Origin of the sequence: Massilia sp. BSC265, assembly GCF_000740675.1 — a bacterium.
Taxonomy (GTDB): Bacteria; Pseudomonadota; Gammaproteobacteria; order Burkholderiales; family Burkholderiaceae_D; genus Telluria.
Genome location: NZ_JPXI01000031.1, coordinates 162,155 through 187,839, shown reverse-complemented (window position 1 = coordinate 187,839; position 25,685 = coordinate 162,155). Strand labels below are relative to the sequence as shown.

Below are 25,685 nucleotides of genomic sequence, written 5' to 3'. Positions count from 1 at the left end.
GATCGAAAGAAGACATGCGAACTTATGGCACGGGCTGGACTCAATAGCCCATAAGTGTTCATATTCGCCCGATTAGTCTTCACTTACGCCGTGGCTGTTTTGCGCCAAACGGTCCAAGCGGAGCGTTTTTGATGATTGCCTTCCCACTCCCGTCCAGCACGGCAGTTTTCTCGGCTCCCGATGTGAATCGCAAAGCAATCAGCTCATCTGTCAGGATATTGCCATCCGCGTCTACGTATTCGATCTCGAGATCGCGTTTCAAATTAAGTTCGGAGACCTTCATGGCAAGCTCGGGGCTCGAGACACTAACTGGCCCAGCTAACTCTTTCTTGCTTGCTTTGAAATCCACATTCCCCGGAGCATGCACTTCGATATTCCCCCCTTCCAGCTTGATGTAAGCCCCCTGCGCCGTCAGCAATACATGCTTCTTCGGCGCCGAAATCGACACCGACTTGGTCACGCTAGCCACGGTGATCTTCTTGTCCGCCGTCAGCCTGGTCGGCCCCGACTGACTCTGACTGCTCAGCTTCCCGCTGGCCGCATGCAGCTTGATCCCCACTTCCTGATTCGGCTTTTCTTTATTGGTCGCCTTCCCGTAAGTGAACAGGCTGATGCCCTTCGCGACCAGCGTGGACGCGTTACCCTGGGCAACGACATTGATGTCCTGCCCCGCAACGATGCTGCTCGTGGTGCCCGCCGAAAGCACGGCATCCGCCGGCGTGGTCACGGCAATCCCCGCCGGACTCGACAGCTGCAGTTGCGGCTCGCTATACGCAACAGCCCCCTCATCGGCAGCAGCGATCACCTCAGCGCTATGCCGCATCTGCTTCACTGCCGCAAGCTCGTCCGGCGCAGGCTCGCCTTCCAGCTTGGCGCTATGCTTTTGCGCCAAATTGGCCACGTCGACCTGCAGACGATGGCTGTCCTCGATCTGCGACACCGCCTCGCGTGAATCCAGCTGACTGCCGCTTGCCCCTGGACGTGCATCGGCGGATAGCAACATCCCCTGCCCCGCCCGCATCGCCAGACTGTGCAGGGTCTTCAGCTCCGCCCCGAACCCCACCGTCTGCAGCCGCGCGTTATCGCTCTGGTGAACGAGATGCCCCAGGTTCAGCTCCGCCGTGCCTTCATGTGCTTTCATATGGCACTGCAAGGACGTCCGCGCCTGCCCCGGACTGTCGTCGAACACCAGCTGGCTGTACGCCCCGCAGCCCGACTGGCTGTCGCCCATGGCCTGCGACTTGAAGCCCGACAGCACAGCCGCGTGTCCATGTCCCCCAGCCTCGCCGGGAAACCAGGCCGGTGCATTGCCCGTCATCGCCCCAGGCCCATGTGCCGCCTGGTTATGCTGGGCATCAGGCTGTCCTCGACCGTTGTACAGGGCGCCGATGACTACCGGCCGGTCGATGTCGCCCTCGATGAAATCCACCAGCACCTCCTGCCCCACGCGCGGCAGCATGTTGCTGCCCCAGTTGGCGCCGGCCATCGGTGTCGCGACCCGCACCCAGGTCCCGGCCGTGTCGTCGCCGGGCGCGCCGGTGTGGCCGTTCGGGGAAGGATGCAAGGCGCGGCTATGGCTCATCGCGCCGCGCTGCCAGTGGAACTGCACCTTGATGCGATGATCCCTGTCGGTGTGGACTACCGCACCCGGCGGGCCGACCACGATCGCGGTCTGCTGGCCTCGCACGGTCGGCCGCGGATGGAGGACGCGTCCGTGCCCCTCCTGTCCCGTTGCCCGGTACGGGACGCTGGCGAGAATGGCTTCGATGCGATTACGGTACAGCAGGCGGTCCCCGGCAAGCTGCCGTGAAACCCTGGGTTCGGATTCGTGCACGCCCATCCTGGTAACCGGCCCCTGCCCCAGCAGCTTGTCGACGGTCTCGAGCATGTCAGCCGTCAGGTTGTTATGCATCAGGTGCGTCGCCCCCGTGATGACGAAGCTGCGCGCGTCATCGTCGGACGCGTCGTCGAACCTGGCATGTCCGTGCAGCGTGAAGCGCGTGCCGGGCGTGAAGGTCCGCACGGTCCCCGCAGCGATGTGGATCTGGCGCGCCGCTTCGCAGGCTTGAATCTGGTTCTCCACCAGCCGCTCGCCCTGCTCGCGCGTCTCCCACGCATACACTCCCGGCGCATCGCGGCTGACCAGGAGCTCACCTTGGGCCGCTTGGCCCGATGTCGACACCCGGCGTTGGCGCACGGTGCGGTAATCCCAGCTTCCCAGCTCGATCCCGTTGGTCAGCAGGCGTGATTCGGTGCGCCAGCGGTCGATGCTGTCGGCCTTCATGACCGCGCCCGGCCGCGTGAAGTCAACCTGCGGCTGCTGGTTCGGCTGGAAGGCGCCGTTATGGTCGGCGATCACCATCGTGTGGCTCCCCAGCGAGGGGCTGTCCGGGTCGCCGCTGTGCTCGAAGAAGTAGAACAGGCCCTCTTCAATCATCAAACGCTCCACGAACGCCAGGTCGCTCTCCTGGTATTGGGTCGTCAGGCTGCGCTTGGGATAGCTGCTGCGGTCGGCGATCTCGAGGCGCCATGCCGGCGCAAGCCTGGCCCGTCCGCCATAACTGCCGAAGACCACGTCGACGATGTCGAAAACCGACATATCCTGGAAGATGCGGCTGTCGCGGCCCAGGGAGAGAAAGCTGGTCCAGGGTTCCAGCCTCAAGGTGTAGCGGACGAAGCCGCCATTGGCGCCGCTCATTTCCATCGACGTCACGTAGCCGTGGAATGGCCGGAGCGCATCAAGACTGGACGCGGTCAGCAGCTGAAGCAGCACCGGCTGGCCGACCAGCGATGTGAGGGGAAGGTCGACTTCGGTACAGAGCGCATCGAGGGTGAAGCAAAAGCCCCTGCTGATGCCTTCTTCGCCGCGCATGCACTCCGCCAGCAGATCGCTGCCCAGCGGTGTCGTCAGCCTGAGCAAGCGGCTATCCTGCGTGAACCTGCCGAAGGTTGCGAGAAGACTGGCAATCTGGACGTGCTCGGACATTGCTTCCTCCATGCGCGCATACAAGGCGATTCCAGCGATTACACGCCCGGATTGCCGTATTGCTCTTGAGGAAGCTCAGCCTGCTTGCTTTCTGACAAGCAAAAGAAAAGCGCTGCCGCGTTTGTCGCGTACAGCGCTTCTTGCCAAGCGATCCAGCTTACTTGTTCAGGTCCCCGCCGACAAAGGCGTTCGGCAGCTGCTCGCCCGCCGTGGTCTCGAACACATCGCCCTTCAGATTGGTCAGTACCACCGGCAGCGCTTTGCCGCCCAGCTCCAGGATCACCTGGCGGCAGGCGCCGCAGGGGGCAATCGGCCCCTCGGTCTGGCCGATCACGGCCAGGGCCGTGAAATCGCCCGGCTTGTAGCCGTGCGCGATGGCGCTGAAGAAGGCGGTGCGCTCGGCGCAGTTGCACAGGCCGTAGGAGGCGTTTTCCACGTTACAGCCGCGGAAGATGCGGCCGTCCTTGCATTCCAGCGCGGCGCCGACCTGGAACTTCGAGTACGGCGTGTAGGCCAGCTCGCGCGCGGCGCGGGCCTCATCGATCAGTTTCGCGTATTTCATCGTGCGACTTTCAAGGACGGATGGTACGGTAGATCATCGGCTCGGCGGCCGGCTTCCCGGCGCCGATCTGGTAAGCAGCCTGCACCTGGCGCACCGCCTGCTCGGCGGCCTGCTGAGTGCGGGCATGGACCATCGCCAGCGGCTGGCCGACCGCGATCGCGTCGCCCAGCTCCACCAGGTTGGTCAGGCCGACGGCGAAGTCGATCGCATCCTGCGGACGCACGCGGCCGCCGCCCAGCGCCACCACTGCCAGGCCGAGGCCGCGGGTGTCGACCGAGGTGGCATAGCCTGCCTGCAGACTAGGTGCCGGCACGATGACAGGCGCGGCTTCCAGGTGCGCATCCGGCTTGTCCATCAGGTCGGCCGGGCCGCCCAGCGCGGTGACCATGCGTGCGAAACGCTCGGCCGCTTCGCCGGAATCCAGCGCGGCCTGCAGCTTGGCGCGGGCCTCGCCTTCGCCGGCGGCGATGCCCGAAATGACCAGCATCTCGGCGCACAGCGCCATGGTCACTTCGTGCAGGCGCGCCGGGCGCGACTTGCCGGTCAGGTAATCGATCGCGACGCGTACTTCGACGGCATTGCCGGCGGCGTGGCAGAGCGACTCGTTCATGCCGGTCAGGATCGCCGAGGTGCGGGTGCCCGCGCCGTTGCCGACCGTGACGATGCTCTCGGCCAGCTCCACCGATTTCTCGTAGGTCGGCATGAAGGCGCCGCTGCCGACCTTCACGTCCATCACCAGCGCGTCCAGGCCGGCAGCCAGCTTCTTCGACAGGATCGAGCCGGTGATCATGGCCACCGATTCCACGGTCGCCGTGGTGTCGCGGATGCTGTAGAAGCGCTTGTCGGCCGGCGCCAGCTGGGCGGTCTGGCCGATGATGGCCACGCCCACGTCCTTGACGACCTGGCGGAATTTTTCCGGATCCGGCACGGTGCTGTAGCCGGGGATCGAATCGAATTTATCCAGGGTGCCGCCGGTGTGCCCCAGGCCGCGGCCCGAGATCATCGGGACGAAGCCGCCGCAGGCTGCGATCATGGGGCCCAGCATGAGCGAGACCACGTCGCCGACGCCGCCGGTCGAGTGCTTGTCGACCACCGGGCCCGGCAAGTCCAGCGATCTCCATTCCATCACGAGTCCGGAATCGCGCATCGCCAGCGTGAAGGCGACGCGTTCGTCCATGCTCATGTCGTTGAAGTAGACGGCCATCGCCAGGGCAGCGATCTGGCCTTCGGTGGTGCTCCCGTCCGGGATGCCGCGTACGAAGAACTGGATCTCTTCGGCGCTCAGGATGCCGCCGTCACGCTTCTTGCGGACGATTTCTTGGGGGAGGAACATAAATTACCCTTTTCTATAACGTAGGGTGGGCGGGTCTCCCGCCCACGCGGTGATAGTTGGCGTGTGCCTCACCGCGTGGGCGGCAAAGCCGCCCACCCTACAACTGCGTCCATCGACGCAAACAATGCTTTAGACGCCGTAAGGAATCCAAACGTTCTTCACTTGGGAGGCATGCTGCAGCACGGTCCGGCCGCACGCCTGCTTCGCATCGAACCAGTCACGGCCCTTGGCGCCGCCGACCCAGGTGCGCTTGAGCGAGTCCGCCGACAGGCGCTCCACTTCCGCGCAACCTTCCGCCGAACCGTCGTGACGCCACACGGCATCCACGTCCGCGTGCGAGGCCAGCGTGCGCGCCAGTTCCGAGCTTGATCCGGTGACGATGTTCAGCGCGCCGCCCGGCAGGTCCGAAGTGTCCAGCACCTGGTACAGGTCGGTTGCCGACAGCGGATGCGCCTCCGACGGCACCGCCACCACGCGGTTGCCCATGGCAAGTGCGGGAGCGACCAGCGAGATGAAGCCCAGCAGCGGGTTCTCGTTCGGGCAGATGATGCCGATCACGCCGACCGGCTCGTTCAGCGCCACGGTGATGCCGTGCATCGGCGGCTGGTGCGCCTGGCCGTCGTACTTGTCGCACCATGCGGCCCAGTAGAACAGGCGCTCGATCGAGGCCTGCACCTCGCGTGCCGCGTCTTTCGAACCGGTCTGCGCGGCGATGCGCTGGGCGAATTCGTCGGCGCGGATTGCCAGGTTCTCGGCGATGTAGTACAGCACCTGGGCGCGGTTGTGCGCGGTGGCCTTGGACCAGCCGGAAGCCTTGTGCGCCGCTTCCACGGCGTTGCGGATGTCCTTGCGGTTGCCTTCGCCCACGTCGGCCAGGAAGGCGCCGTTGGCGCCGTTGATCGCGCGGCTGTAGGCGCCGTCCGGGCGGGCCTGCTTGCCGCCGATGTACAACTTGGCGGTGCGGTCGACGGCGAACGGGCTGCCCTCTTCCGACGGCTTGACGCGACCTTTTTCGGCAACGACCGGCGCGGCCGGGCGTGCATCTTCCGCCAGCGGGGTCAGGTACTCGTACATGCCTTCCTTGCCGCCTTCGCGGCCGAAGCCCGATTCCTTGTATCCGCCGAAGCCGCAGGCTGCGTCGAACTGGTTGGCGGTGTTGATCCACACCACGCCGGCCTTGATCTGCGGCGCCACGTCCAGCGCCAGCGAGATCGATTCCGACCACACGCAGGCAGCCAGGCCGTACACGGTGTTGTTCGCCAGCTGCACCGCTTCGCTCGGGGTGCGGAAGCTCATCGCCACCAGCACCGGGCCGAAGATCTCGGCTTGCGCCACGGCGGCGGAGGTCGAGGCCCCCAGGATCAGGGTCGGCAGGTACCACGAGCCCGCGCCAGGTGCTTCGCAGGCCGGCTGCCAGACTTCGCAACCTTCCGTGCGTGCCGATTCCACCAGCGCGTGGATGCGCTGTTGCTGGATCGGGTCGACCAGCGCGCCGATGTCGTTCGATTTGTCGAGCGGCGAACCCACGCGCAGGTTCTGCATGCGTGCTTTCACCTTGGCGATGAAGCGCTCGTAGACCGATTCCTGCACCAGGAGGCGCGAACCGGCGCAGCAGACCTGGCCCTGGTTGAACCAGATCGAATCGACCAGGCCTTCCACGGCCGCGTCGAGGTCGGCGTCGTCGAACACGATGAAGGGCGACTTCCCGCCCAGTTCCAGCGACAGCTTCTTGCCGGTACCGGCGGTGGCTTTACGGATGATGCGGCCGACTTCGGTCGAGCCGGTAAAGGCCAGCTTGTCGATGCCCGGGTGATTCACGATCGCTTCGCCCACGGCGCCGTCGCCGGTGAGGATGTTGACGACACCTGCCGGCACGCCCGCCTGCTGGCAGATTTCGGCGAACAGCAAGGCGGTCAAGGGAGTGAACTCGGCCGGCTTGAACACGATGGTGTTACCGGCGGCCATGGCAGGAGCGATCTTCCATGCCAGCATCAAGAGCGGGAAGTTCCACGGCACGATCTGGCCGACCACGCCCACGGCGCGGTAGTCGGCGAATTCTTCGGACTGCAGCGCGGCCCAGCCTGCGTGGTGGTAGAAGTGGCGCGCGGCCAGCGGCAGGTCGGCATCGCGGGTTTCGCGGATGGTCTTGCCGTTGTCCAGGGTCTCGAGCACCGCGAACAGGCGCGAATGCTTTTGCAGCAGGCGTGCCAGCGCATACATGATCTTGGCGCGGCCATGGCCGCCCAGGGCCACCCAGCCCGGCTGGGCGCGGCGCGCGGCCTGCACGGCGCGTTCCACGTCGTCCGCGGTCGCCTGGGTCACCTGCGCCAGTTCGCTGGCGTCGGCCGGGTTGTTGGTGGCGAAGGTCGTAGCGGCTTCCGTCCACGCACCATCGATGAACAGGCCAAAACGGCGTCCATGCTGGTCCAGCCACGCATTTGCTTCCTTGGTGCTTTCTGGTGCGGGGCCGTAATCCATAGTCTGAAGAATCTCTTTAATAGTTGGCATGACGAATCCGTTGCTGTTTTATGGTTGCGCGTGGCGATGGGCGGCCGAGTAGTTGCCGGTCACGTAGTGTTCGAGCTGGCGTTCGATGTCGGTCATCAGGCTCGATGCGCCGATGCGGAACAGGTGCGGCTGCAGCCAGTCGTTGCCGAGTTCTTCCTTCATCACGGTCAGGTACTGCAGCGCGGCCTTGGCGGTGGACACGCCCCCGGCCGGCTTGTAGCCGACCTGGAAGCCGGTCTGCTCGTAGTAGTCGCGGATCGCGCGGGTCATCACCAGCGACACCGGGATGGTGGCGTTGACGCCTTCCTTGCCGGTCGAGGTCTTGATGAAGTCGGCGCCGGCCATCATGCAGACCATCGAGGCCTTGGCCACGTTGTCGAGGGTGACGATGTCGCCGGTGGCGAGGATCGCCTTCACGTGCGCTTCGCCGCAAGCCTGGCGGTAGGCCACCATTTCGTCGTACAGCGCCTGCCAGTTGCCGGTCAGGACGTGCTGGCGGGTGATCACGATGTCGATCTCGGTCGCGCCCGCGGCCACCGACAGTTCGATTTCGCGCAGCTTGGTTTCCAGGCTCGACAGGCCGGCCGGGAAGGCGGTCGAGACCGCGGCGATCGGCAGGCGGCCCTGCAGCACTTTCACCGCAGGCTGGATCATCTCGTGGTACACGCAGACGGCGCCCGTAGTCAGGGTTTCGAGGCCCAGTGCCTGCATCAGGTCGGCGCGCAGCGGACGCATCGCCTTCATGCACAGGCGCTCGACGCGGCCCGGGGTGTCGTCGCCGCCCAGGGTGGTCAGGTCCATGCATTCGATGGCGCGTACCAGCCAGGCGGCCTGGTATTCCTTCTTCACGGTGCGGCGGTTCGCCAGGCTGGCGGCGCGGCGGTCGGCCGCGTTGCGGTTCACCTTGACATGCTTGACCAGCCCGAGGTCGAGGCCGACGGCGGTGTTACGTTTGAAGTCCAGGGGCTGGGTCATAGCAGTGCGGTTCCGTTCGAAAGTGGTTTGACGCCAAGGTGCTTGGCGAGCGTTGCGCCGATATCCGAGAAGGTGGGAGCTACCGGCAGTTCCTGCGGAGCGACGTTCGGGCCGAAGAAGATCATCGGGATGTGCTCGCGGGTGTGGTCCGAGCCCGGCGCGGTCGGGTCGCAGCCGTGGTCGGCGGTGATGACGACCAGGTCGCCATCCTTCAGTTTGGCCATGAATTCCGGCAGGCGCGCGTCCAGCTCGTGCAGTGCGTTCGCATAGCCGGCGACGTCGCGGCGGTGGCCGAAGTGCATGTCGAAGTCGACGAAGTTCACGAAGGTGAGCGATTTACCTGGCGCGGTGTCGGCGACTTCGACCAGGCGATCGAACAAGGCCATGTTGTCGGCGCCCTTGATCAGCTGGGTCACGCCCTGGGCCGCGAAGATGTCGCTGATCTTGCCCAGTGCGATGACCTCGCCGCCTGCATCCTTGACGTGATCCAGCAGCGTCGGCGCGGTCGGCGGCACGGCGTAGTCGTGGCGATTGCCGGTGCGCTTGTACTTGCCGTTCGCGCCCAGGAAGGGGCGCGCGATCACGCGGCCGATGTTGTAGGGCTTGACCAGTTCATAGGCCGCTTCGCAGACTTGGTACAGGCGCTCGAGGCCGAAGTGCTCCTCGTGCGCGGCGATCTGCAGCACCGAGTCGGCCGAGGTGTAGAGGATCGGTTTGCCGCTGGCGACGTGCTCGTCGCCCAGCTCGTCGATGATGGTGGTGCCCGAAGCATGGCAGTTGCCGAGCCAGCCCGGCACGCCGGTCAGCTCTTGCAGCTTGTCGGTCAGCTCTTGCGGGAAGGACGGCACGGTCTTCGGGAAGTAGCCCCAGTCGAACAGCACCGGCACGCCGGCGATCTCCCAGTGGCCGCTCTGCGTGTCCTTGCCGGTCGACTGCTCGCGCGCGACGCCCCAGGCGCCCGTGAAGCCGTCGCGCTGGCTGAAGCCGGCGGCCCATTCGCCGCTGGCCTTGTGGGCGGCGGCGGCCAGGCCGAGGCGTTCCAGATTGGGCAGCGACATCGGCTTGCCCTCGTTGGCCGCCCACTTGGCGATGTGGCCGAAGGTGTTGGCGCCTGCGTCGCCGTACTTGTCGGCGTCGGGCAAGGCGCCCAGGCCGAACGAGTCAAGCAGGAGGATGAATGCGCGTGACATGGAATCGCTCGCTAGTGATTAGTTGGCTTCGCTGCGCGGGGTGGCGCCCAGGCGCTCGATGAAGGAATGGATCAGGGTGACCAGATCCTTGGCCGCGATGGCGGCGTACTTCAGGGTCTGCTCGTGCGACAGCGGGAACGGGGTCAGGCCTTCGGCGAGGTTGGTGATGGCCGAGATGCCGGCGACCTTCAGGCCGCAGTGGCGGGCGGAGATCACTTCCGGCACCACCGACATGCCGACCACGTCGGCGCCGAGTGCCTTGAAGGCGCGGATTTCGGCGGCGGTCTCGAAGTTCGGACCCGGGCAGGCCAGGTAGACGCCTTCGTGCAGGGTGATGCCCTTGCTGGCCGCGGTTTCCTTGATCAGGGCGCGCAGGTCGGCGTCGTAGGCGTTGGCCATGCTGAAGAAGCGCGGGCCGAAGCGCTCGTCGTTCGGGCCGGCCATCGGGCTGCCCGGCAGCAGGTTGATGTGGTCGTTCAGGACCACGACGCTGCCCGCATCCACTTCGGGACGCAGCGAACCGGCGGCATTGGTCACCAGCAGCATCTCGCAGCCGATCAGCTTGAAAGTGCGCACGGCGGAGGTCATCACGGCCGCGCCGTAGCCTTCGTAGAAGTGGCCGCGGCCCTTCATGCACACGACCGGCACGCCGGAAAGAAAACCCAGCACCAGTTCGCCCGCGTGGCCGTGCACGGTGCTGATCGGGAAGCCCGGCAGGTCGGCATAGCTGATCGAGACCGCATCCGTCATCTGCTCGGCCAGCACGCCCAGTCCCGAACCCAGGATCAGTGCGGCGCGCGGTGCGAAACCGGGTTTGCGGGCCTTGATGACTTCTGCTGCTTCAAATGGGGTATTGCTGAACATGGTAGTCCTTGTGTGCGGATTCGGGAGAGGTAGGAGGAGGCTGGCACCGTTGTTGCTTATGCTCACTGAACAAGGCGCATCATTAGCCGGAACATTATAACTATGCATGAGGGCCGATATGTATGGCAAATACCATTTTTCTTGCCGATTTATTGGTTTAAAAAATAAATGGACTGGTGTACTGTTGACATGCAGATACAACCCTCGATACAAAGTCAAAGATTGTTTTGACACTTGCAAAACATTTATCTAGTATCGATAAACATTTGTTTAGAGAAAATTATAAAGCCAAGCCGCCGTGACCGAACTGCCTAGAAAAAAAGAACAGTTGTACGAGCTGATCCGCGCGAATCCCTTCATTTCGCAGCAGGACCTTGCCACCCAACTCGGGCTGTCGCGCTCGGCCGTGGCCAATTACATTGCCACCCTGGTGCGCGAGCGGCGCATCCTGGGGCGTGCCTATGTGCTCCCCGACCAGCGCCCGATCCTGTGCATCGGCGCCGCCAACCTCGACCGCAAGCTGCGCAGCGCCAACAAGCTCGTGCTCGGTACCTCGAACCCGGCCAGCCAGGACGAATCCTTCGGCGGCGTGGCCCGCAACATCGCCGAGAACCTGGCGCGCCTGGGTGCGCCGGTGGCCCTGATCACGGCAGTCGGCAACGACGCTTCCGGCCGCGCCCTGCTCGCCCACGCCGAGGATGCCGGCATCGACACGCGCGGCGCGCTGCGCCTCGACGGCCTCAGCAGCGGCACCTATACCGCGGTGCTGGACCAGGATGGCGAGATGGTGGTGGCGCTGGCCGACATGGCCCTCAACGACCGCCTGACTCCTGGCTTCCTGGCCACCCGCCAGCAGCAGCGCGCCAGCGCAGCGCTGGTCGTGGCCGACCTGAACCTCCCCTACGACACCATCGCCGCCCTGCTCGACGACGCGGTACGCGATGGGGTCTCCCTGGTGCTGGTGGCCGTGTCCGAGCCGAAGATGGCGCGCCTGCCGGCGAACCTGCTCGGCCTGCGCCTCTTGATCCTGAACGAAGGCGAGCTGGCGGTGCTCCTCGAGCGCGAACTCGACAGCGACGCCGCGCTCGGCGCCGCCTGCCTGGAGGTGCAGCGCCAGGGCGTGCAGGACGTGATCGTCACGCGCGGAGCGCGCGGCGTCATGTACACCTCCCCTGCTGGCGTGATGCGCCTCGATGCGCCGCCGGTCGAGGTCGTCGACGTTACCGGTGCCGGCGACGCCTTTGCCGCCGCCGTCTGCTGGTCGCTGCACAGCGGCGAGGCTGACCTGGGCCTGGCCTGCCGCCGCGGCCTGCAGTTGTCCGCCATGACCATCGAGTGCGAGCAGACCGTCTGCCCGACGCTCGAACCGGGCCACCTGGACACCCCTCCGGGTGTCCCCCTCAACGAATCTGTATTGGACTGACCATGCAATCCTTCCTGCTGTTCTCGCCCGAAGTGGCGGCCGCGCGCGCTGCCGGCAAACCCGTCGTCGCGCTCGAGTCGACCATCATCTCGCACGGCATGCCCTACCCGCAGAACGTGCAGACCGCACGCGAAGTCGAAGCGGTGATCCGCGACGCCGGCGCCGTGCCGGCCACCATTGCCATCATCGATGGAAAAATCTGCGTCGGCCTCTCCGAAGATCAACTGGAATTGCTCGGTTCCTCGCCGGACGCCATGAAAGTCAGCCGCCGCGACCTGGCCTACGTGCTGGCGCAGAAGCGCCTCGGGGCCACTACCGTGGCCGCCACCATGATCTGCGCGCAGCTGGCCGGCATCGAGGTGTTCGTCACCGGCGGCATCGGCGGCGTGCACCGCGGCGCCGAAACCAGCTTCGACATCTCGGCCGACCTGCAGGAGCTGAGCCAGACCAGCGTGGCCGTGGTTTGCGCCGGCGTGAAGTCCATCCTCGACATCGGCCTCACCCTGGAATACCTCGAGACCCACGGCGTGCCGGTGGTGAGCGTCGGCCAGCCGGGTTTCCCGGCCTTCTTCACGCGCGAGAGCGGCTTCAAGGCCGACTTCCAGCTCGACACGCCGGAAGAACAGGCGGCCTTCATCCGCACCAAGTGGCAGCTCGGCCTGGCGGGCGGCGTCGTCGTCAGCAATCCGGTCCCGGGCGAATCCGCCATGCCGACCGAGGAAATCGACACCATCATCCGCCAGGCGCTGGGCGAAGCGCAGTCGCAGGGCGTCAAGGGCAAGGCCGTCACGCCCTTCCTGCTGGCGCGCATCAAGGAACTGACGGGCGGACGCAGCCTGGCGACGAACATCGCCCTGGTCAAGCACAACGCCCTGGTCGGTGCACGCCTGGCGATTGCGCTGAATTCTGGGCTCGAGGCTTGAACCGGAACCGGCCATGTCGATCGACCTGAAACAGCTGCGCTACTTCCTGGCCGTGGCCGAAGAGAAAAGCTTCTCGCGCGCGGCAGAACGCCTGCACATCTCGCAGCCGCCGCTGAGCCAGCAGATCATGAAGCTCGAGAGCGAACTCGGGGTGCGCCTGTTCACCCGCACCACGCGCAGCTTCGAGCTGACGGTGGCGGGCAAGGCACTGATGGTGGAAGCGGCCGAGCTGCTGGCCAAGATGCGCATGACGATCGACACCATCCGCCAGATCGACCGCGGCGAAGTGGGCCGCCTGCGCGTGGGCATCGTCGGCTCCGCGATGTGGGGGCCGATCCCGAGCCTGCTGGAACAGTTCCAGAGCCAGTACCCGCGCGTGACCTGGACCATCCACGAGCTGGGGCCGAACGACCAGTGGGAAGCGTTGCGCGCCAGGCAGATCGACGTCGGCTTCTGGCGCGAGCCGCGCATCGAGGGGGACGTGCTGAAGCAGGCCGGCCTGCGCCAGGACCTGTGCTTCCGCGAGCACGTGTGCGTGGCGATCAACGAGAGGCACCCGCTGGCGCAGAACGAGGCGATCGAACTGATCGACATTGCGAGCGAGCCGATGCTGACCCTGCATCTGGACCAGTCGGCCGAGCCGCGTTACCTGATCCAGTGCTGCGTCAACGCCGGCTTCCAGCCGACCATCTTCCAGGAAGCCGCCGAGCCGCAGACCCTGCTGGCGATGGTGGGCGCGGGCCTGGGCGTGGCGCTGCTGCCCCGGACCACCAGCCGCATCGGCTGGCCGGGCGTGCGCTTCCTGCCGATCCGGAGCAATCCGCCTTCGGCCAATCTTTATATTACTTATCCGGTGGAGGGCGATGCCCCGGTGGTGCGCGCCTTCCTGAACATCCTGTCCCCGGAACAGGCGAGCGAAGGCGCCGGCGCCGCCTGAGAGGCTTACTGGCGCTTGATCTCGACCGCCACGGTGCTGAGCGAGGCGATCTGGTGGCGGCGGTCGGTCGGGCGGGTCAGCACGCGCATCGTGATTTCCATCGGTACGCCGAGCTTGGCGAGTTCGGTGGCGGCACGCGGGCGCCCTTCGCTGGCCGCCTCGTGGATGGCGGAATCGATGAGCAGTGCGGTCTTGTAATCAGTTCGTCGGTCCATTGACTGATCCTAACATCCTCCAAGCACGCACTCCAAGGCAATCGCTATTTAACGAAACTGATTACAACACCCTGCTCGATTAATTTTGTTTGAAGGGCAAGTTTTTCTTTATTCTGCGTTACTTCGCGCACCGTTCTCAACAAGCCATTGGTGCAAACTCTTGTCAAAAGATGAATAACTTGAACCCTTTTACAAGGAGCACACCATGAAAACCACCGCAACCATTACCGCCATGATGCTGGCCGTCGCCGTGATGGCCACCGGCTGCAAGAAGGACGACAACCCGAACATGGGCCCGGCGCAGGAAGCCGGCGCAGCCGTCGACAACGCCGCCGCCAACGTTGCTGAAGAAAGCAAGGAAGCCGCCCAGCGTGTGGAGAACGCCACCGAAAACGCTGCCGAGCGTGTGGACGCCGCCGCCGACCGCGCCGGCGAGAACATCGAGCAGGCCGCCGACAAGGCCGGCCAGAACGTGCGCGAAGCCGGCGCCGAAGTGAAGCAGGAAACCAAGGAAGCCGCTGCCGAAGTCAAGCAGGCTTCGGACAAGGTGGGCGACAAGACCGGCGCCGCCCTGGAGCGTGCTGGCGAAAAGCTGCAGGAAAAGCGCTAATCCCTTGCAGTCGATCCCGGGACGGCGGTCGTCCCGGGCCAGGCGCATGTCGGCGGGCGGCTTAGTGAGTCGCCCCGCCCACGTGCGCCTCGTCGCGTTCCACGTTCACGGCCGTTTCGACTGCCGTCATGATGCCCAGGATGATGTCGTCCAGGGCCATCGACGGCGGGTCGTCCGGCCGTTCTTGCGCCTGCTCGGGCAGGAAGGGCACGTGGATGAAGCCTGCCTTCACCGGCTTGCCGGCGGTGTGGTGCATCAGCCCGTAGAACACGTGGTTGCACACGAAGGTGCCTGCGGTCTGCGACACGCCGGCAGTCAAGCCCTTCCCGCGCATCGCTGCCACCGTCGCCTTGATCGGCAGCGTGCTGAAATAGGCTGCCGGCCCGTCTGCGCGGATCGGACGGTCGACCGGCTGCTGGCCGGCATTGTCGAGGATGGAGGCGTCGTCGACGTTGATCGCCACCCGCTCCACCGAGATCTCCGCACGCCCGCCGGCCTGGCCGACGGCGATCGCGATATCCGGATGCAGTTCGTCCACCAGCGCTTCCAGGACGCGGTTGACCTCACCGAAGACGCAGGGCAGCTGGCGCACCTCGACCCGAAAGCCGGCGCCGCTCCACCCATCCAGCGCGCGCACGGCCTCCCAGGCCGGGTTGATGGTCGCCTTGTTGAACGGTTCGAAACCGGTGAGCAGGACAGTCTTGATCATTGGTTCATCAGGAAGTACAAGAGGAAGATATTCGCTACCAGGAGCGGCAGCGCGGTCGGGATCTGCGCCCGGATCACGGCGTTCTTGTCGGGCAGGTCGAGCAGCGCGGCCGGCACGATGTTGAAGTTCGCCGCCATCGGCGTCATCAATGTACCGCAATAGGCGCTGAACATGCCGATCGCCGCCATCACGGCCGGATTGGCGCCGTACACGCCGACCAGCACCGGGATGCCGACGCCGCCCGCCATCACGGGGAAGGCGGCAAAGCCGTTGCCCATCACGATGGTGAACAGGGCCATGCCGATGCAGAACACGGCTACCGCGATGAAGCGCGAATCCATGTCGATGTAGGCGGTCGTCACGTGCGCGACCGCCTTGCCCACGCCGGCCTCGGTGAACAGCAGGCCGAGCACGGCGAGCATGTGCGGCAGCACGACGGCCCAGCTCATGGCGTCGACCAGGCGGCGTGCCTCGCGCACCCCCTGCAGGGGCGTGGAGCGCGTCAGCCAGCATGCCGCGCCCAGCGCCACCAGCGCGGCGACGCCGAGACTCACCAGGGTCAGGTGCTTCGGGTCCAGCAGCGGCAGGCTGCCCACCTGCACGCTCGAAAACACTGTTGCGCCGAGCATGGTCACCAGCGGCAGGACCAGGGCCGGGATGAACAGCCGGTTGCCGAGCCGCTGGCTACTGGCGCGGCGCTGTTCCTCCGGCAGCAGGTCCGGCTTGCCGGCGGTGACGCCCTTGAAGCCGGCCACCAGCGCCATCAGGATCATCAGGGCGCCCACAAAAGCAGGGGGCAGCCGTTCGCCCGCCAGGTAGAGCAAGGCGTACAGCCCCCAGAACAAGGCAGTGGTGAGGCGCCGCGGGTTGCTGCGGTCGCGCAGGTTCATCATGGCCACGGCCACGAACAGCAGGCCGACCAGGACGTAGAAGTGTTCGAGCGCGATCATGCCCGGGTCATCTCCCGGTGCGCTTCATGCGTCATCTCGCGCCGGATCCGCGCATCGAGCCGACGCAGGTTCCAGGCGTGGATGATGAAGGCGGTGATGGCGGTCGGGATGCCCCACAGCGCCATGTGCAGCGGGTCGACCGCGATGCCCTCGGCGTTCAGGATGGTCTGCATCAGGACGATGGCGCCGAAGGCGACGAAGATGTCTTCGCCAAAGAACAGGCCGACGTTGTCGGTGGCGGCGGACATGGCGCGGATGCGGTGGCGCAGCGCCTCGGGCAGAGTGCCGAACTGCGTTTCGGCCGCTGCTTCGGCCATCGGCGCCACCAGCGGGCGCACCATCGAGGCCTGGCCGCCCAGGCTGGTCAGGCCGGCGGCGGCCGAGGTTTCACGGGCAAACAGGTAGACGATCAAAAGGCGTCCCGCCGTGGCCGAGCGCACCCTGGCGATCGCTGCCTGGGCGCGCTCGCGCAGGCCGGCACGCTCCAGCAGGCCGATGGCGGCCAGCGGCAGCAGCAGGATCAGCGGCAGGTTGCGCGTCTTGACGAAGGCGGCGCCGAGCGAGGCGAGGATGGCCTCGACCGGCATCGCGGCGGCAATGCCGGTGACGCCGCAAGCAGCCGCCACCACCAGCACGGGATGGGCGCGCAACAGGAATCCGGCGACGATGACGGCGACGCCGAGCAGCGGCCACAGGTTGACGGCAGTTTGCATGAACACTCCGGCTCAGTTGAAAGCCGGGCAATCTTACCTGATGTTCAGCGCGAATTGCCGTGCGTAATTAGCTGGGGCGGACCGGGTTGAAGGCGTCGTCGCCGACCACGGTATTCCACTGACGCACGTGGAAGGCCCGTACCAGGCCATGGGTGACGTAGGGATCCTTGGCGGCGAACATCTGGGCCGGTTCGGGCGTATCGCAGCTGAACATCAGGACCGCGTGGTCGGCGGGCTCGGCCAGCGCGCCCGCGATCACCAGCTCGCCGCGCTGCTGCGCCTCCCAGGCCAGCTTCAGGTGTTCGTCGCGAAATTCGCCGCGGCGTTCGAGGTAGTCGGGGGCGAGGTCATACATGAGCAGGTAGTGCACGCGGGTCTCCGTTGTCAGGTGGCGAATGCCGGAATGATTGATCTTACTAGAACATCCAAACATTCCCAACCGTGCGTTCCCCTCCCCCACCCTATGCCACACTTGACCCGACAGCAACCAACGCCAGGAGCACGCCATGAACAAGATCACCATTGCCGGCCAACCCCTGCACTCGATCCTGGGTGCGGCGCCGGCCGTCCTCATTCCCTTCGGTTTCATCCTCGACGCCATGCACAGCGCCACCGGCGACGAAGACTACGCCAAGGCCTCCTACCTGAGCATGGGGGCAGGCATTGTCGGCGGCCTCGCGGCCGGCGTGGCCGGCGTGGCCGACTACGTGGCCGACAAGCCGCAGGACGAGGCCAAGCGAGAGGGCCAGGTGCACGCAGCCCTTACGGGCGCTGCCCTGCTCGTGGGCGCCGCCAACCTGGTCCTGCGCAGGCAGGGTACGCACGCCCGCGGCGGCTCGCTGGCCTTGACGGCCCTGTCGGCCGCCGGCGTGCTGGCCTCGGAATACCTGGGCAAGCGCATGGGCGGCGAGCAGGCCGGCGCCTCCGGCCAGCACGTCGAAGCGGGCGTCCACGCCAACCAGGAAGACGTGCGCATCGACCACACGGCGACCGACGTCGAACAGTACGTCGCTGCCGGTCCGTCGACCCGCCACGCACCGGAATGAAGACAGGGGCCTCCATGGCCCCTGTCTTCATCGCTCCCCTTCCTGTTGTAATAACCCAACTGTTTCGTTACTCATCCATACTCCTGTCCACTTAGCTAAGTGCCGCACAGAACAAATTCCTGCGGCAGGCGTAGACTGGACCCATGGACACTTCAAAGAAAATGGCGGCGGGTATCACGGGATTTGCCAGCTTTTTGTGGCTGACCCTGACCGCCGCCGTGGCGGCCAACCAGCGCCGCCTCGTGTTCAATCCCTGCATCACGCCGGAAGTCGAAAGCCCGCGCAGCACCGGGCACCGCACCCGCCCCGTCGTCCTGCGCGCCAAGGACGGCACCCGCCTCTGCGGCTGGCTGCTCACTCCCCTCGTTCCCGGCCCGCGTCCCGCGGTGATGTACTTCGGCGGCCGCTCCGAGGAAGTGTCCTGGGTGGCGCGCGATGCCGGCAAGCTGTTCCCCGGCATGACCGTACTGGCCATGAACTACCGCGGCTACGGCCTGTCCCATGGCGTGCCGGCCGAAATCCACATGATCGACGATGGCTGCACCCTGTTCGACTGGCTCGCCGAACTCGGCCAGGTCGATGCGGCGCGCATCGCCCTCGTCGGCCGCAGCCTCGGTTCGGGTGTCGCAGTGCAGGTGGCGAAGGAACGCCCGGTGCACTCGGTGGTCCTGATCACGCCCTACGACTCGATCCTCGCCATCGCCAAGCGGCGCTTCCGCGTCATGCCGATCGAGTACATGCTGCGCCACCGCTTCGAGTCGATCAAGTACGCGCCCTCGCTCAAGGCCCCTACCTACATCCTGCGCGCCTTCGACGACGACGTGGTGCCGCACTCGCACACCGACCAACTGGTGCAGAAGCTGGCTACCCTGGTGGCCGACGAGACCGTGCCCGGCTCGGACCACATGAACATCCCCTACCTGGAAGCGACCCAGGCCCTGATCGCCAGCTTCCTCACGCGCCAGTTCGCCAAACCGGCCGCCACCCCCCAGCTGCCTGCCGGCCAGTCACCTACCGAGACCGCGGCGGCACAAGTCGAAGTCGGCAAGGAAGTCGGTCCCCAGATCGACGACAAGGCGCCCTCGGCGGTGCCGGCAGCCGACACAATGAGCGCCATAGCAAAATAATTGATGAAAATTGTCAGCAGTTATATTTCCTTGGAATAAATTGCCAAGTAAAATCGTATTTGTCATCAATATGTCGCTTGATGCATATTTGACAGGCTGAGCTGCGTACATCCAGGTTTCCCTTATTTGCGCGGCATTGCGGGCGGTTTCGGCTCCGGGCTTGTCGCTGGGATGTCCTCTTCTGTTGCAGATGAGCTACATCCCTCTTTAATTCTTCAAGCACTGTCGAGAGAAACATTCACCGCGATACAAATCGTAACCACACGGACGTCGTGCGGCTGACACAATGCCTTGCGCATTGTCTGCCCATGGCGCCGTTGGCGATGCAGCTTGCGCAGCCCGTTCCTCCCTCACTGTTGGGCCGGGTACAATATCGAAATTCCCAGGAGCCTCATTCATGAAACTCAAGCAACTCACCATGACCATTGCGGCGCTGTGCGTCGCCGGCAGCGCGGCCGCGGCTGAACCGAAGCTCGGCATGGTCTACGATGCGGGCGGCAAGTTCGACAAATCGTTCAACCAGTCGGCCTTCGAAGGCCTGCAGCGCTTCTCGAAGGAGACCGGCATCAAGGTCCTCGAAGTGCAGGCCAACAGCGATACCCAGGCCGAGCAGGTGATGCGCGGCCTCGCGCGCAAGAAGGTCGACCTGATCGCGGCGATCGGCTTCTCGCAGACCCAGGCGGTCCAGAAGGTCGCCAAGGAATTCCCGAACGTGCGCTTCGTGCTGGTCGACAGCATCGCGCAGGGTAACAACATCAACTCGGTGATGTTCAAGGAAGAGGAAGGCTCCTACCTGGTCGGCGTCGCTGCCGCCATGGCCTCCAAGTCGAAGAAGCTGGGCTTCGTCGGCGGCATGGACATCCCGCTGATCCGCGCCTTTGCCTGCGGCTACACCCAGGGCGCGAAAGCGCAGTTCCCGAAAGTCGAGATCATGCAGAACATGGTCGGCACCACCGCCGCAGCCTGGAACGATCCGGCCAAGGGCGGCGAACTGGCGCGCGCGCAGTTCGACCGCGGCGCCGACGTGGTGTTCGCGGTGGCCGGCGGCAGCGGCATGGGCGCCCTGCAGATGGCCAAGACCAAGGGCAAGCTGGCGATCGGCGTCGACTCGAACCAGAACTACCTGCACCCGGGCACCATGCTGACCTCGATGGTCAAGCGCGTGGACGTCGCCGTCTACGACTCCTTCATGGCGCAGAAGAACGGCACCTGGAAAGCCGGCGTCACCCACAAGGGCCTGAAGGAAGGCGGTGTGGACTGGGTCCTGGACAAGGACAACCGCAAGGTCGTCTCGCCGGAGATGGAAAAGCGCGTGAACGCCGTGCGCACCGACATCATCAACGGCAAGATCAAGGTCATCGACTACCGTGCTGCGGGCAGCTGCCCGGTCTGATTCACCCATCCCCATGAAAAAGCGCGCCGCGCCGGTGATCCCGGTCCGGCGCGCTTTTGAATGAATGAAGCACACTCTTACTTATTACAGATCGCAATGCAGCCAGCCGTAGAATTTCGCAACATTAGCAAGGCCTTCGGGGCCGTGCAGGCGAACGCTGACGTCAGCTTCTCGATCGCCAAAGGCTCGATCCACGGCGTGATCGGCGAGAATGGCGCGGGCAAGTCCACCCTCATGAGCATCCTGTACGGCTACTACCATGCCGACAGCGGCCAGCTCGTGATCAACGGCCAGGAGCGCCAGATCCGCTCGTCCCTCGAGGCGATCGACCTGGGCATCGGCATGGTCCACCAGCACTTCATGCTGGTCGAGAACATGACTGTGCTCGACAACGTCATGCTGGGTACCGAGGGCGGTTTCAAGCTGGCTGCCAAGCGCAAGGAAACGGAAAGCAAGCTGCGCGAAATCTGCGCCCGCTACCGCCTCGACGTCGACCCGCTCGCCACCATCCACGACCTGTCGGTGGGCGCACAGCAGCGTGTCGAGATCCTCAAGCAGATCTACCGCAGCGCCGAGATCCTGATCCTGGACGAGCCGACCGCCGTCCTCACCGCCCAGGAAACGGCCTCGCTGTTCGAAATCCTGCGCCTGTTCAAGGAACAGGGCAAGACCATCATCCTGATCACCCACAAGCTGGGCGAGATCATGGAGATCACCGACCAGGTGACGGTGATGCGCGCCGGCCGCGTAGCCGGCGCCGTCGCCACGAAGGACACGTCGAAAGAGCAGCTGGCCAACATGATGGTCGGCCGCCCGATCGAAGGCAACCTGCCGCGCAAGCCCTTCAATCCGGGCGCGCCGGTGCTGCAAGTCAGCGGCCTGCAGCTGGAAGACAAGAACAAGGTCAAGCTGCTGTCCGACATCGACCTCACGGTGCGTGCCGGCGAGATCGTGGCGATTGCCGGCGTGTCGGGCAACGGCCAGAGCGAGCTGATGGAAATCCTGTCGGGCATGCGCCTGCCGACGTCCGGCCGCGTCGAATTCCTCGGCAAGGAACTGCCCTACGCCGGCCGCTCCAACGCCGACGGCCTGCCGGCCACCTTCCGCGAGCTGGGCATCGGCCACGTGCCGGAAGACCGCCTGCGCGACGGCGTCATCAAGGATTTCTCGGTGATGCAGAACACCGTGTTCGGCTACCAGGACCGCGTCAAGAACAAGATGGGGCTGTTCGATTTCGACGCCATCGCCAAGCGCTGCGCGCACCTGCTGGAAGCCTTCGACGTGCGTCCGAAAAACCCGGACCTGCGCATCGGTTTGCTTTCCGGCGGTAACCAGCAGAAGGTCGTGATCGCACGCGAAGTGTCGGCTGCACCGAAGCTGATGCTGGTCGGCCAGCCGACCCGCGGCGTCGACATCGGCACCATCGAAAGCATCCACACCCAGCTGCTGCGCCTGCGTGACGAAGGCGTGGCGATCCTGCTGGTGTCGACCGAGCTGGAAGAGGTGCGCGCGCTGGCCGACCGCATCGTGGTCGTCTCGAGCGGCCGTGTTACCGGTGAACTGAACATCGACGAATTCGATACGACCCGCATCGGCCTGCTGATGGGCGGGATGCACAAGCATTAAGCTTACAAAGCCAATGAAAACGACTGAACTCCCACGCTGGGCATCGGGCTTCGTCCTGCCAGTCCTGAACCTGCTGTCGGCACTGCTGGTGGCGGCACTCGTCATCCACCTGCTGGGCGAAAGCCCGGTGGAATCGCTGCAGATCCTCATCAACAGCGCCGTCATCAACCCCGAAGGCCTGAGCTACACCCTGTTCTACGCCTCCACCTTCGTCTTCACCGGCCTGGCGGTCTCGGTGGCGATGAAGGCCGGCCTGTTCAACATCGGCGCCGAAGGCCAGATGTACCTGGGCGGCCTGGGCCTGACCCTGGCGATGCTCGCTTTTGATGCCTCGCTGTCGCCATGGTTGCTGATTCCGCTGGCGATGGTTGCCAGCGCCGTGTTCGGCGCCGGCTGGGCCTTCCTGCCCGGCTACCTGCAGGCCAAGCGCGGCAGCCACGTGGTGGTCACGACCATCATGTTCAACTTCATCGCCGCCAGCCTGATGAACTTCATCATCGTGAAGTACCTCATCCCCGAGGGCGACCAGAACCCGGCCAGCCGCGTCTTCAGCGAAGCCGCCTGGATGCCGGCCCTGTACAACTGGTTCCCGGCCCTGGGCGACACCCCGCTGAACATCTCCTTCATCTTCGCCATCGTCGCGCTGGCGGTCTACGGCGTCGTGATGTCGCGCTCCTCGTGGGGCTACAAGCTGCAGGCCACGGGCCTGAACCAGCACGCCGCCCACTACGCCGGCGTGCGCATCAGCCGCATGATCATCGTTGCGATGCTGATCTCGGGCGCCCTGGCCGGCCTGGCGGCCGTGAACTCGATCCTGGGCTCGACGCACTACCTGAGCCTGAACTTCCCGGCCGGCGCCGGCTTCGTGGGCATCGCCATCGCCCTGATGGGCCGCCAGCACCCGGTGGGCATCTTCCTGTCGTCGATCCTGTTCGGCGCGCTGATCCAGGGCGGTTTCGACCTGTCGCTGGAAAAGCCGAACATCCCGCAGGAGACCTTCATTTTCATCCAGGGACTGATCATCCTGTTCTGCGGCGCCATGGAGAACCTGTATGCGCCCGCTATCCTCAAACTGATCAATGCCCAAAATAGGGCAAATAAGGGTTAATTAGCCATGGAAGACTTCCAACTCGCCAGCATCGTCGTCTCGACGATCCGCAATGCGCCGGTCCTGATTTTCGCGGCCATGGCCGGCCTGTTCGCCGAGCGCAGCGGCGTGATCGACCTCGGCCTCGAGGGCAAGATCCTCGCCTCGGCCTTCGTATCGGCCGGCGTCGCCTACGCCTACCAGGACCCGTGGATCGGCATCGCCGCCGGCATCCTGGCATCATGCGCCCTCGCCATGGTGCAGGCCTTCGTGTCGATCACCCAGAAGGGCAACCAGCTGGTCGCGGGCATGGCCATCAACATCGCCATGAGCGGCCTGACCTTCGTGGTGGCCCAGTACTTCTTCCAGCAGGGCGGCCGCACGCCGGACCTGGGCGAAGCACGCCTCGGCGAGGTGATCCTGCCGGGCACCACGGCCCTGGCCGACATCCCCTTCCTCGGCTGGCTGGTCGGCAGCGTGATCGGCGGCCATTCGGCCCTGGTCTACTTTGCCTTCCTGCTGCTGCCGGTGGTGCACTGGACCCTGTACCACAGCCGCTTCGGCCTGCGCCTGCGCGCCTGCGGCGAAAACCCGCACGCGGCCGACGCCGCCGGCGTCTCGGTACAGAAGACCCGTTATACCGCCATGCTGATCGCCGGCGTGCTGTGCTCCTTCTCGGGCGCCTACCTGTCGATCGTCCAGAGCGGCTTCTTCCTGCGCGACATGTCCGCCGGCGCAGGCTACCTGGCGCTGACCGCGATGGTGTTCGGTAACTGGCGTCCGCTGCACACGGTGCTGGGCTGCCTGATGTTCGGCTTCTTCGGCGCGGTCCAGATCCAGATCGAGGGCGTGGACCTGCCGGTGGTGGGCCGCATCCCGGGTTCGCTGATCCAGATGATTCCGTATGTGCTGACCGTCGTGGTGCTGGCTGGCCTGATGGCCAAGTCGGTGGCGCCGAAGGCGCTGGGCAAGCCTTTCGTCAAATCACGCTGACCCCATTCGGGCAATAACAATGGCCTGCTTCCTCGCAGGCCATTTTTTTTGCTCCTCGCCACGTTTAGTTGCACGGCTTGTTAGCAAATGTGACTGGCGTAAGGCTTTGTAAGCCCGGTCAACAGCGCTCATCCGCGCCCCGTTAGATGTCTAGGTGACACGACTCAGTGACACTTCCGTACGCCAGAACCCGAACCAGAAAGGATTCAACCAATGAAGAAAGCCATTGCTACCCTGATCGTCGCTCTGTCCGCTACCTCGGCCTACGCTCAGACCACCACCCCGGCAACGCCCGCTACCCCGGCAACTCCGGCAACCGCCGCCACCCCGGCTTCGCCGACCACGCCGGCAACCGAAACTTCGGCAACCACCGATGCCTCGGCCACCACCGGCGGCACCGGCTCGACCGCGGCAACCGCAGCTTCGCCGGCGACTCCGGCGACCCCGGCATCTGCAGCCGACAAGACCGATCACGCTGACGCCAAGCAGGCCAAGAAGGACAAGAAGTCCAAGGACAGCAAGGACGCGTCGAAGTAATCCGACGATCGCCCGGGCCGGCCTTGCGCCGCCCGGGGTTCAGCGATGCCGTGCGGCCCCGCACGGCATTTTCCGCTTGTTTACCATTATTGCAGGCTCGGATCGACCGTTCCCGCCCCGCGCGCCCGCGCTGCGGAACGCTTGAAGGTCCACATCACCCCTACCCCGCCCGACACGCCGCTGTCCTTCACATGCAGCGGGCTCTCACGGTTCGCCGACCCCTTGTAGCTCTCGAAGCGCAGGTAGCCGAACACCCGTACATCCTCGTTGAGACGGCGCGAGCCGAACAGGCCGAGACGCGTCAGGAGCAGGCCGGAGTCCGCCACATAGGCCGGCCGCGCGGCGGTCGCATACTGCGGCGCCACCTCGTAGAAGTGGCGGTTGATCCTGCGGTCGCCCAGCACCACCGACAGGTTCGTCTCCAAGGTCCAGACCCTGCGCTCGCCGGCCATCTCGTAGGCCAGGCGCGGCTCGAAGGTATAGCCGCGGCCGTGCAGCCCACCGCGCGCCTCGATCACCGCGCGCAGCGGCAACTCGAGGCGCAGGCGGCGGTTGCCCTCCAGGTCCGCCAGCCGCACTTTCAGGCGCGGACCGAATTCGAGCAGCGGGCCGAGGTCGGGCATGCCCGCGCGTTCGTCCACATCGTCCGAATCCGAAGGAAGGGCGCCGGCGAAGCCGACGTCGAGCTCGGCCCGGTCGGAGCTGAACAGGCGCGCATTGATGCCGGAACGGTCGGCGCGCAGGACCTGGCCGCGGTAGATGATGTTCGGGAAGACCAGCACCCGCGTTTCGCGCTGGTCGGATCCCGGGTAGGAAGGCGTGGACAGGGCGCCGCCGCCAAGGCCGATCTCCCAGAGAGGCAGATTGCGCTCGGGATCGGTCTGGGCATGGGCAGCCAGTGGAAGGATAAGGCAAGCGGCGCAGGCGCCCTTGATGAGAGTGGTCATGGCTTTTTAATCAGGTCCGGGAGAACGGATT

The 25,685-nt window shown here is 65.3% G+C and carries 24 protein-coding genes; 11 read left to right on the top strand and 13 right to left on the bottom strand.

What is annotated here, in order from left to right; all coding sequences use genetic code 11:
- Positions 1–79 precede the first annotated feature (79 nt).
- The 7 genes from MA09_RS11545 to xapA form a co-directional block, all read right to left on the bottom strand.
- Positions 80–2,986: a type VI secretion system Vgr family protein gene (locus tag MA09_RS11545; RefSeq protein WP_036248607.1), complete on the bottom strand. Its 2,907-nt coding sequence runs from the start codon at positions 2,984–2,986 to the stop codon at positions 80–82.
- Between the two features lie 157 nt (positions 2,987–3,143).
- Positions 3,144–3,548 (bottom strand): cytidine deaminase, encoded by a 405-nt coding sequence (locus tag MA09_RS11540; RefSeq protein WP_036248385.1) that lies wholly within the window; start codon positions 3,546–3,548, stop codon positions 3,144–3,146.
- Between the two features lie 10 nt (positions 3,549–3,558).
- Complete coding sequence (gene deoA / locus MA09_RS11535) at positions 3,559–4,881, bottom strand: thymidine phosphorylase (RefSeq protein ID WP_036248382.1); 1,323 nt, start codon at positions 4,879–4,881, stop codon at positions 3,559–3,561.
- Between the two features lie 129 nt (positions 4,882–5,010).
- Positions 5,011–7,389: an aldehyde dehydrogenase family protein gene (locus MA09_RS11530; protein WP_373887843.1), complete on the bottom strand. Its 2,379-nt coding sequence runs from the start codon at positions 7,387–7,389 to the stop codon at positions 5,011–5,013.
- A gap of 18 nt (positions 7,390–7,407) precedes the next feature.
- The gene (gene deoC, locus MA09_RS11525) at positions 7,408–8,364 is read right to left on the bottom strand and encodes a deoxyribose-phosphate aldolase (protein WP_036248374.1); all 957 of its coding nucleotides are present in this window, start codon (positions 8,362–8,364) and stop codon (positions 7,408–7,410) included.
- Positions 8,361–9,554 carry a phosphopentomutase gene (locus tag MA09_RS11520; RefSeq protein WP_036248372.1) on the bottom strand — a complete coding sequence of 398 codons (1,194 nt, stop codon included), beginning with the start codon at positions 9,552–9,554 and terminating at the stop codon, positions 8,361–8,363. Before MA09_RS11520 ends, deoC begins: the two co-directional genes overlap by 4 nt.
- Before the next feature lie 18 nt (positions 9,555–9,572).
- A complete protein-coding gene (xapA, locus tag MA09_RS11515; protein ID WP_036248371.1) occupies positions 9,573–10,418 on the bottom strand; it encodes a xanthosine phosphorylase in 846 nt (281 codons plus the stop codon).
- 298 nt (positions 10,419–10,716) lie between these two features.
- On the opposite strand from xapA, the gene MA09_RS11510 reads away from it, so the two are divergent.
- From MA09_RS11510 to MA09_RS11500, 3 genes are read left to right on the top strand one after another with little or no spacing between them, the layout of a single operon-like run.
- Positions 10,717–11,841, top strand: coding sequence for a carbohydrate kinase (locus tag MA09_RS11510; RefSeq protein WP_051933382.1), 1,125 nt, complete (start codon positions 10,717–10,719; stop codon positions 11,839–11,841).
- A gap of 2 nt (positions 11,842–11,843) precedes the next feature.
- Entirely contained in the window at positions 11,844–12,764 is a 921-nt protein-coding gene (locus MA09_RS11505) for a pseudouridine-5'-phosphate glycosidase (RefSeq protein ID WP_036248370.1), read from the top strand.
- A 13-nt stretch (positions 12,765–12,777) separates the two neighbouring features.
- Positions 12,778–13,701 (top strand): LysR family transcriptional regulator, encoded by a 924-nt coding sequence (locus tag MA09_RS11500; RefSeq protein WP_036248369.1) that lies wholly within the window; start codon positions 12,778–12,780, stop codon positions 13,699–13,701.
- A gap of 5 nt (positions 13,702–13,706) precedes the next feature.
- Here MA09_RS11500 and MA09_RS11495 read toward each other — a convergent pair whose 3' ends face one another.
- On the bottom strand, positions 13,707–13,916 hold the full coding sequence (locus MA09_RS11495) for a hypothetical protein (protein ID WP_036248366.1): 210 nt from the start codon (positions 13,914–13,916) through the stop codon (positions 13,707–13,709).
- Between the two features lie 205 nt (positions 13,917–14,121).
- On the opposite strand from MA09_RS11495, the gene MA09_RS11490 reads away from it, so the two are divergent.
- Positions 14,122–14,526, top strand: coding sequence for a hypothetical protein (locus MA09_RS11490; protein ID WP_229440672.1), 405 nt, complete (start codon positions 14,122–14,124; stop codon positions 14,524–14,526).
- Between the two features lie 61 nt (positions 14,527–14,587).
- Here MA09_RS11490 and pcp read toward each other — a convergent pair whose 3' ends face one another.
- From pcp to MA09_RS11470, 4 genes are all read right to left on the bottom strand, one after another.
- Positions 14,588–15,232, bottom strand: a complete 645-nt coding sequence (pcp, locus tag MA09_RS11485; RefSeq protein ID WP_036248601.1) for a pyroglutamyl-peptidase I — start codon at positions 15,230–15,232, stop codon at positions 14,588–14,590.
- Positions 15,232–16,185: a DUF979 domain-containing protein gene (locus MA09_RS11480; RefSeq protein WP_036248365.1), complete on the bottom strand. Its 954-nt coding sequence runs from the start codon at positions 16,183–16,185 to the stop codon at positions 15,232–15,234. Before MA09_RS11480 ends, pcp begins: the two co-directional genes overlap by 1 nt.
- Positions 16,182–16,898 (bottom strand): DUF969 domain-containing protein, encoded by a 717-nt coding sequence (locus tag MA09_RS11475; protein WP_036248598.1) that lies wholly within the window; start codon positions 16,896–16,898, stop codon positions 16,182–16,184. Before MA09_RS11475 ends, MA09_RS11480 begins: the two co-directional genes overlap by 4 nt.
- A 67-nt stretch (positions 16,899–16,965) precedes the next feature.
- Positions 16,966–17,268 carry a YciI-like protein gene (locus MA09_RS11470; RefSeq protein ID WP_036248364.1) on the bottom strand — a complete coding sequence of 101 codons (303 nt, stop codon included), beginning with the start codon at positions 17,266–17,268 and terminating at the stop codon, positions 16,966–16,968.
- A 136-nt stretch (positions 17,269–17,404) separates the two neighbouring features.
- On the opposite strand from MA09_RS11470, the gene MA09_RS11465 reads away from it, so the two are divergent.
- From MA09_RS11465 to MA09_RS11435, 7 genes are all read left to right on the top strand, one after another.
- Positions 17,405–17,944, top strand: a complete 540-nt coding sequence (locus MA09_RS11465) for a DUF2231 domain-containing protein (protein WP_036248363.1) — start codon at positions 17,405–17,407, stop codon at positions 17,942–17,944.
- Positions 17,945–18,087: 143 nt separating this feature from the next.
- The gene (locus tag MA09_RS11460; RefSeq protein ID WP_152594627.1) at positions 18,088–19,071 is read left to right on the top strand and encodes an alpha/beta hydrolase; all 984 of its coding nucleotides are present in this window, start codon (positions 18,088–18,090) and stop codon (positions 19,069–19,071) included.
- Between the two features lie 397 nt (positions 19,072–19,468).
- On the top strand, positions 19,469–20,464 hold the full coding sequence (locus tag MA09_RS11455; protein ID WP_036248361.1) for a BMP family protein: 996 nt from the start codon (positions 19,469–19,471) through the stop codon (positions 20,462–20,464).
- 96 nt (positions 20,465–20,560) lie between these two features.
- The gene (locus tag MA09_RS11450) at positions 20,561–22,090 is read left to right on the top strand and encodes an ABC transporter ATP-binding protein (RefSeq protein WP_036248358.1); all 1,530 of its coding nucleotides are present in this window, start codon (positions 20,561–20,563) and stop codon (positions 22,088–22,090) included.
- A gap of 13 nt (positions 22,091–22,103) precedes the next feature.
- Positions 22,104–23,198, top strand: a complete 1,095-nt coding sequence (locus MA09_RS11445) for an ABC transporter permease (RefSeq protein WP_036248355.1) — start codon at positions 22,104–22,106, stop codon at positions 23,196–23,198.
- 6 nt (positions 23,199–23,204) lie between these two features.
- Positions 23,205–24,170, top strand: a complete 966-nt coding sequence (locus MA09_RS11440; RefSeq protein ID WP_036248353.1) for an ABC transporter permease — start codon at positions 23,205–23,207, stop codon at positions 24,168–24,170.
- A 213-nt stretch (positions 24,171–24,383) separates the two neighbouring features.
- Positions 24,384–24,707 carry a hypothetical protein gene (locus tag MA09_RS11435; protein WP_036248351.1) on the top strand — a complete coding sequence of 108 codons (324 nt, stop codon included), beginning with the start codon at positions 24,384–24,386 and terminating at the stop codon, positions 24,705–24,707.
- A gap of 86 nt (positions 24,708–24,793) precedes the next feature.
- Here MA09_RS11435 and MA09_RS11430 read toward each other — a convergent pair whose 3' ends face one another.
- Complete coding sequence (locus MA09_RS11430; RefSeq protein WP_036248349.1) at positions 24,794–25,654, bottom strand: MipA/OmpV family protein; 861 nt, start codon at positions 25,652–25,654, stop codon at positions 24,794–24,796.
- Positions 25,655–25,685: the final 31 nt, after the last annotated feature.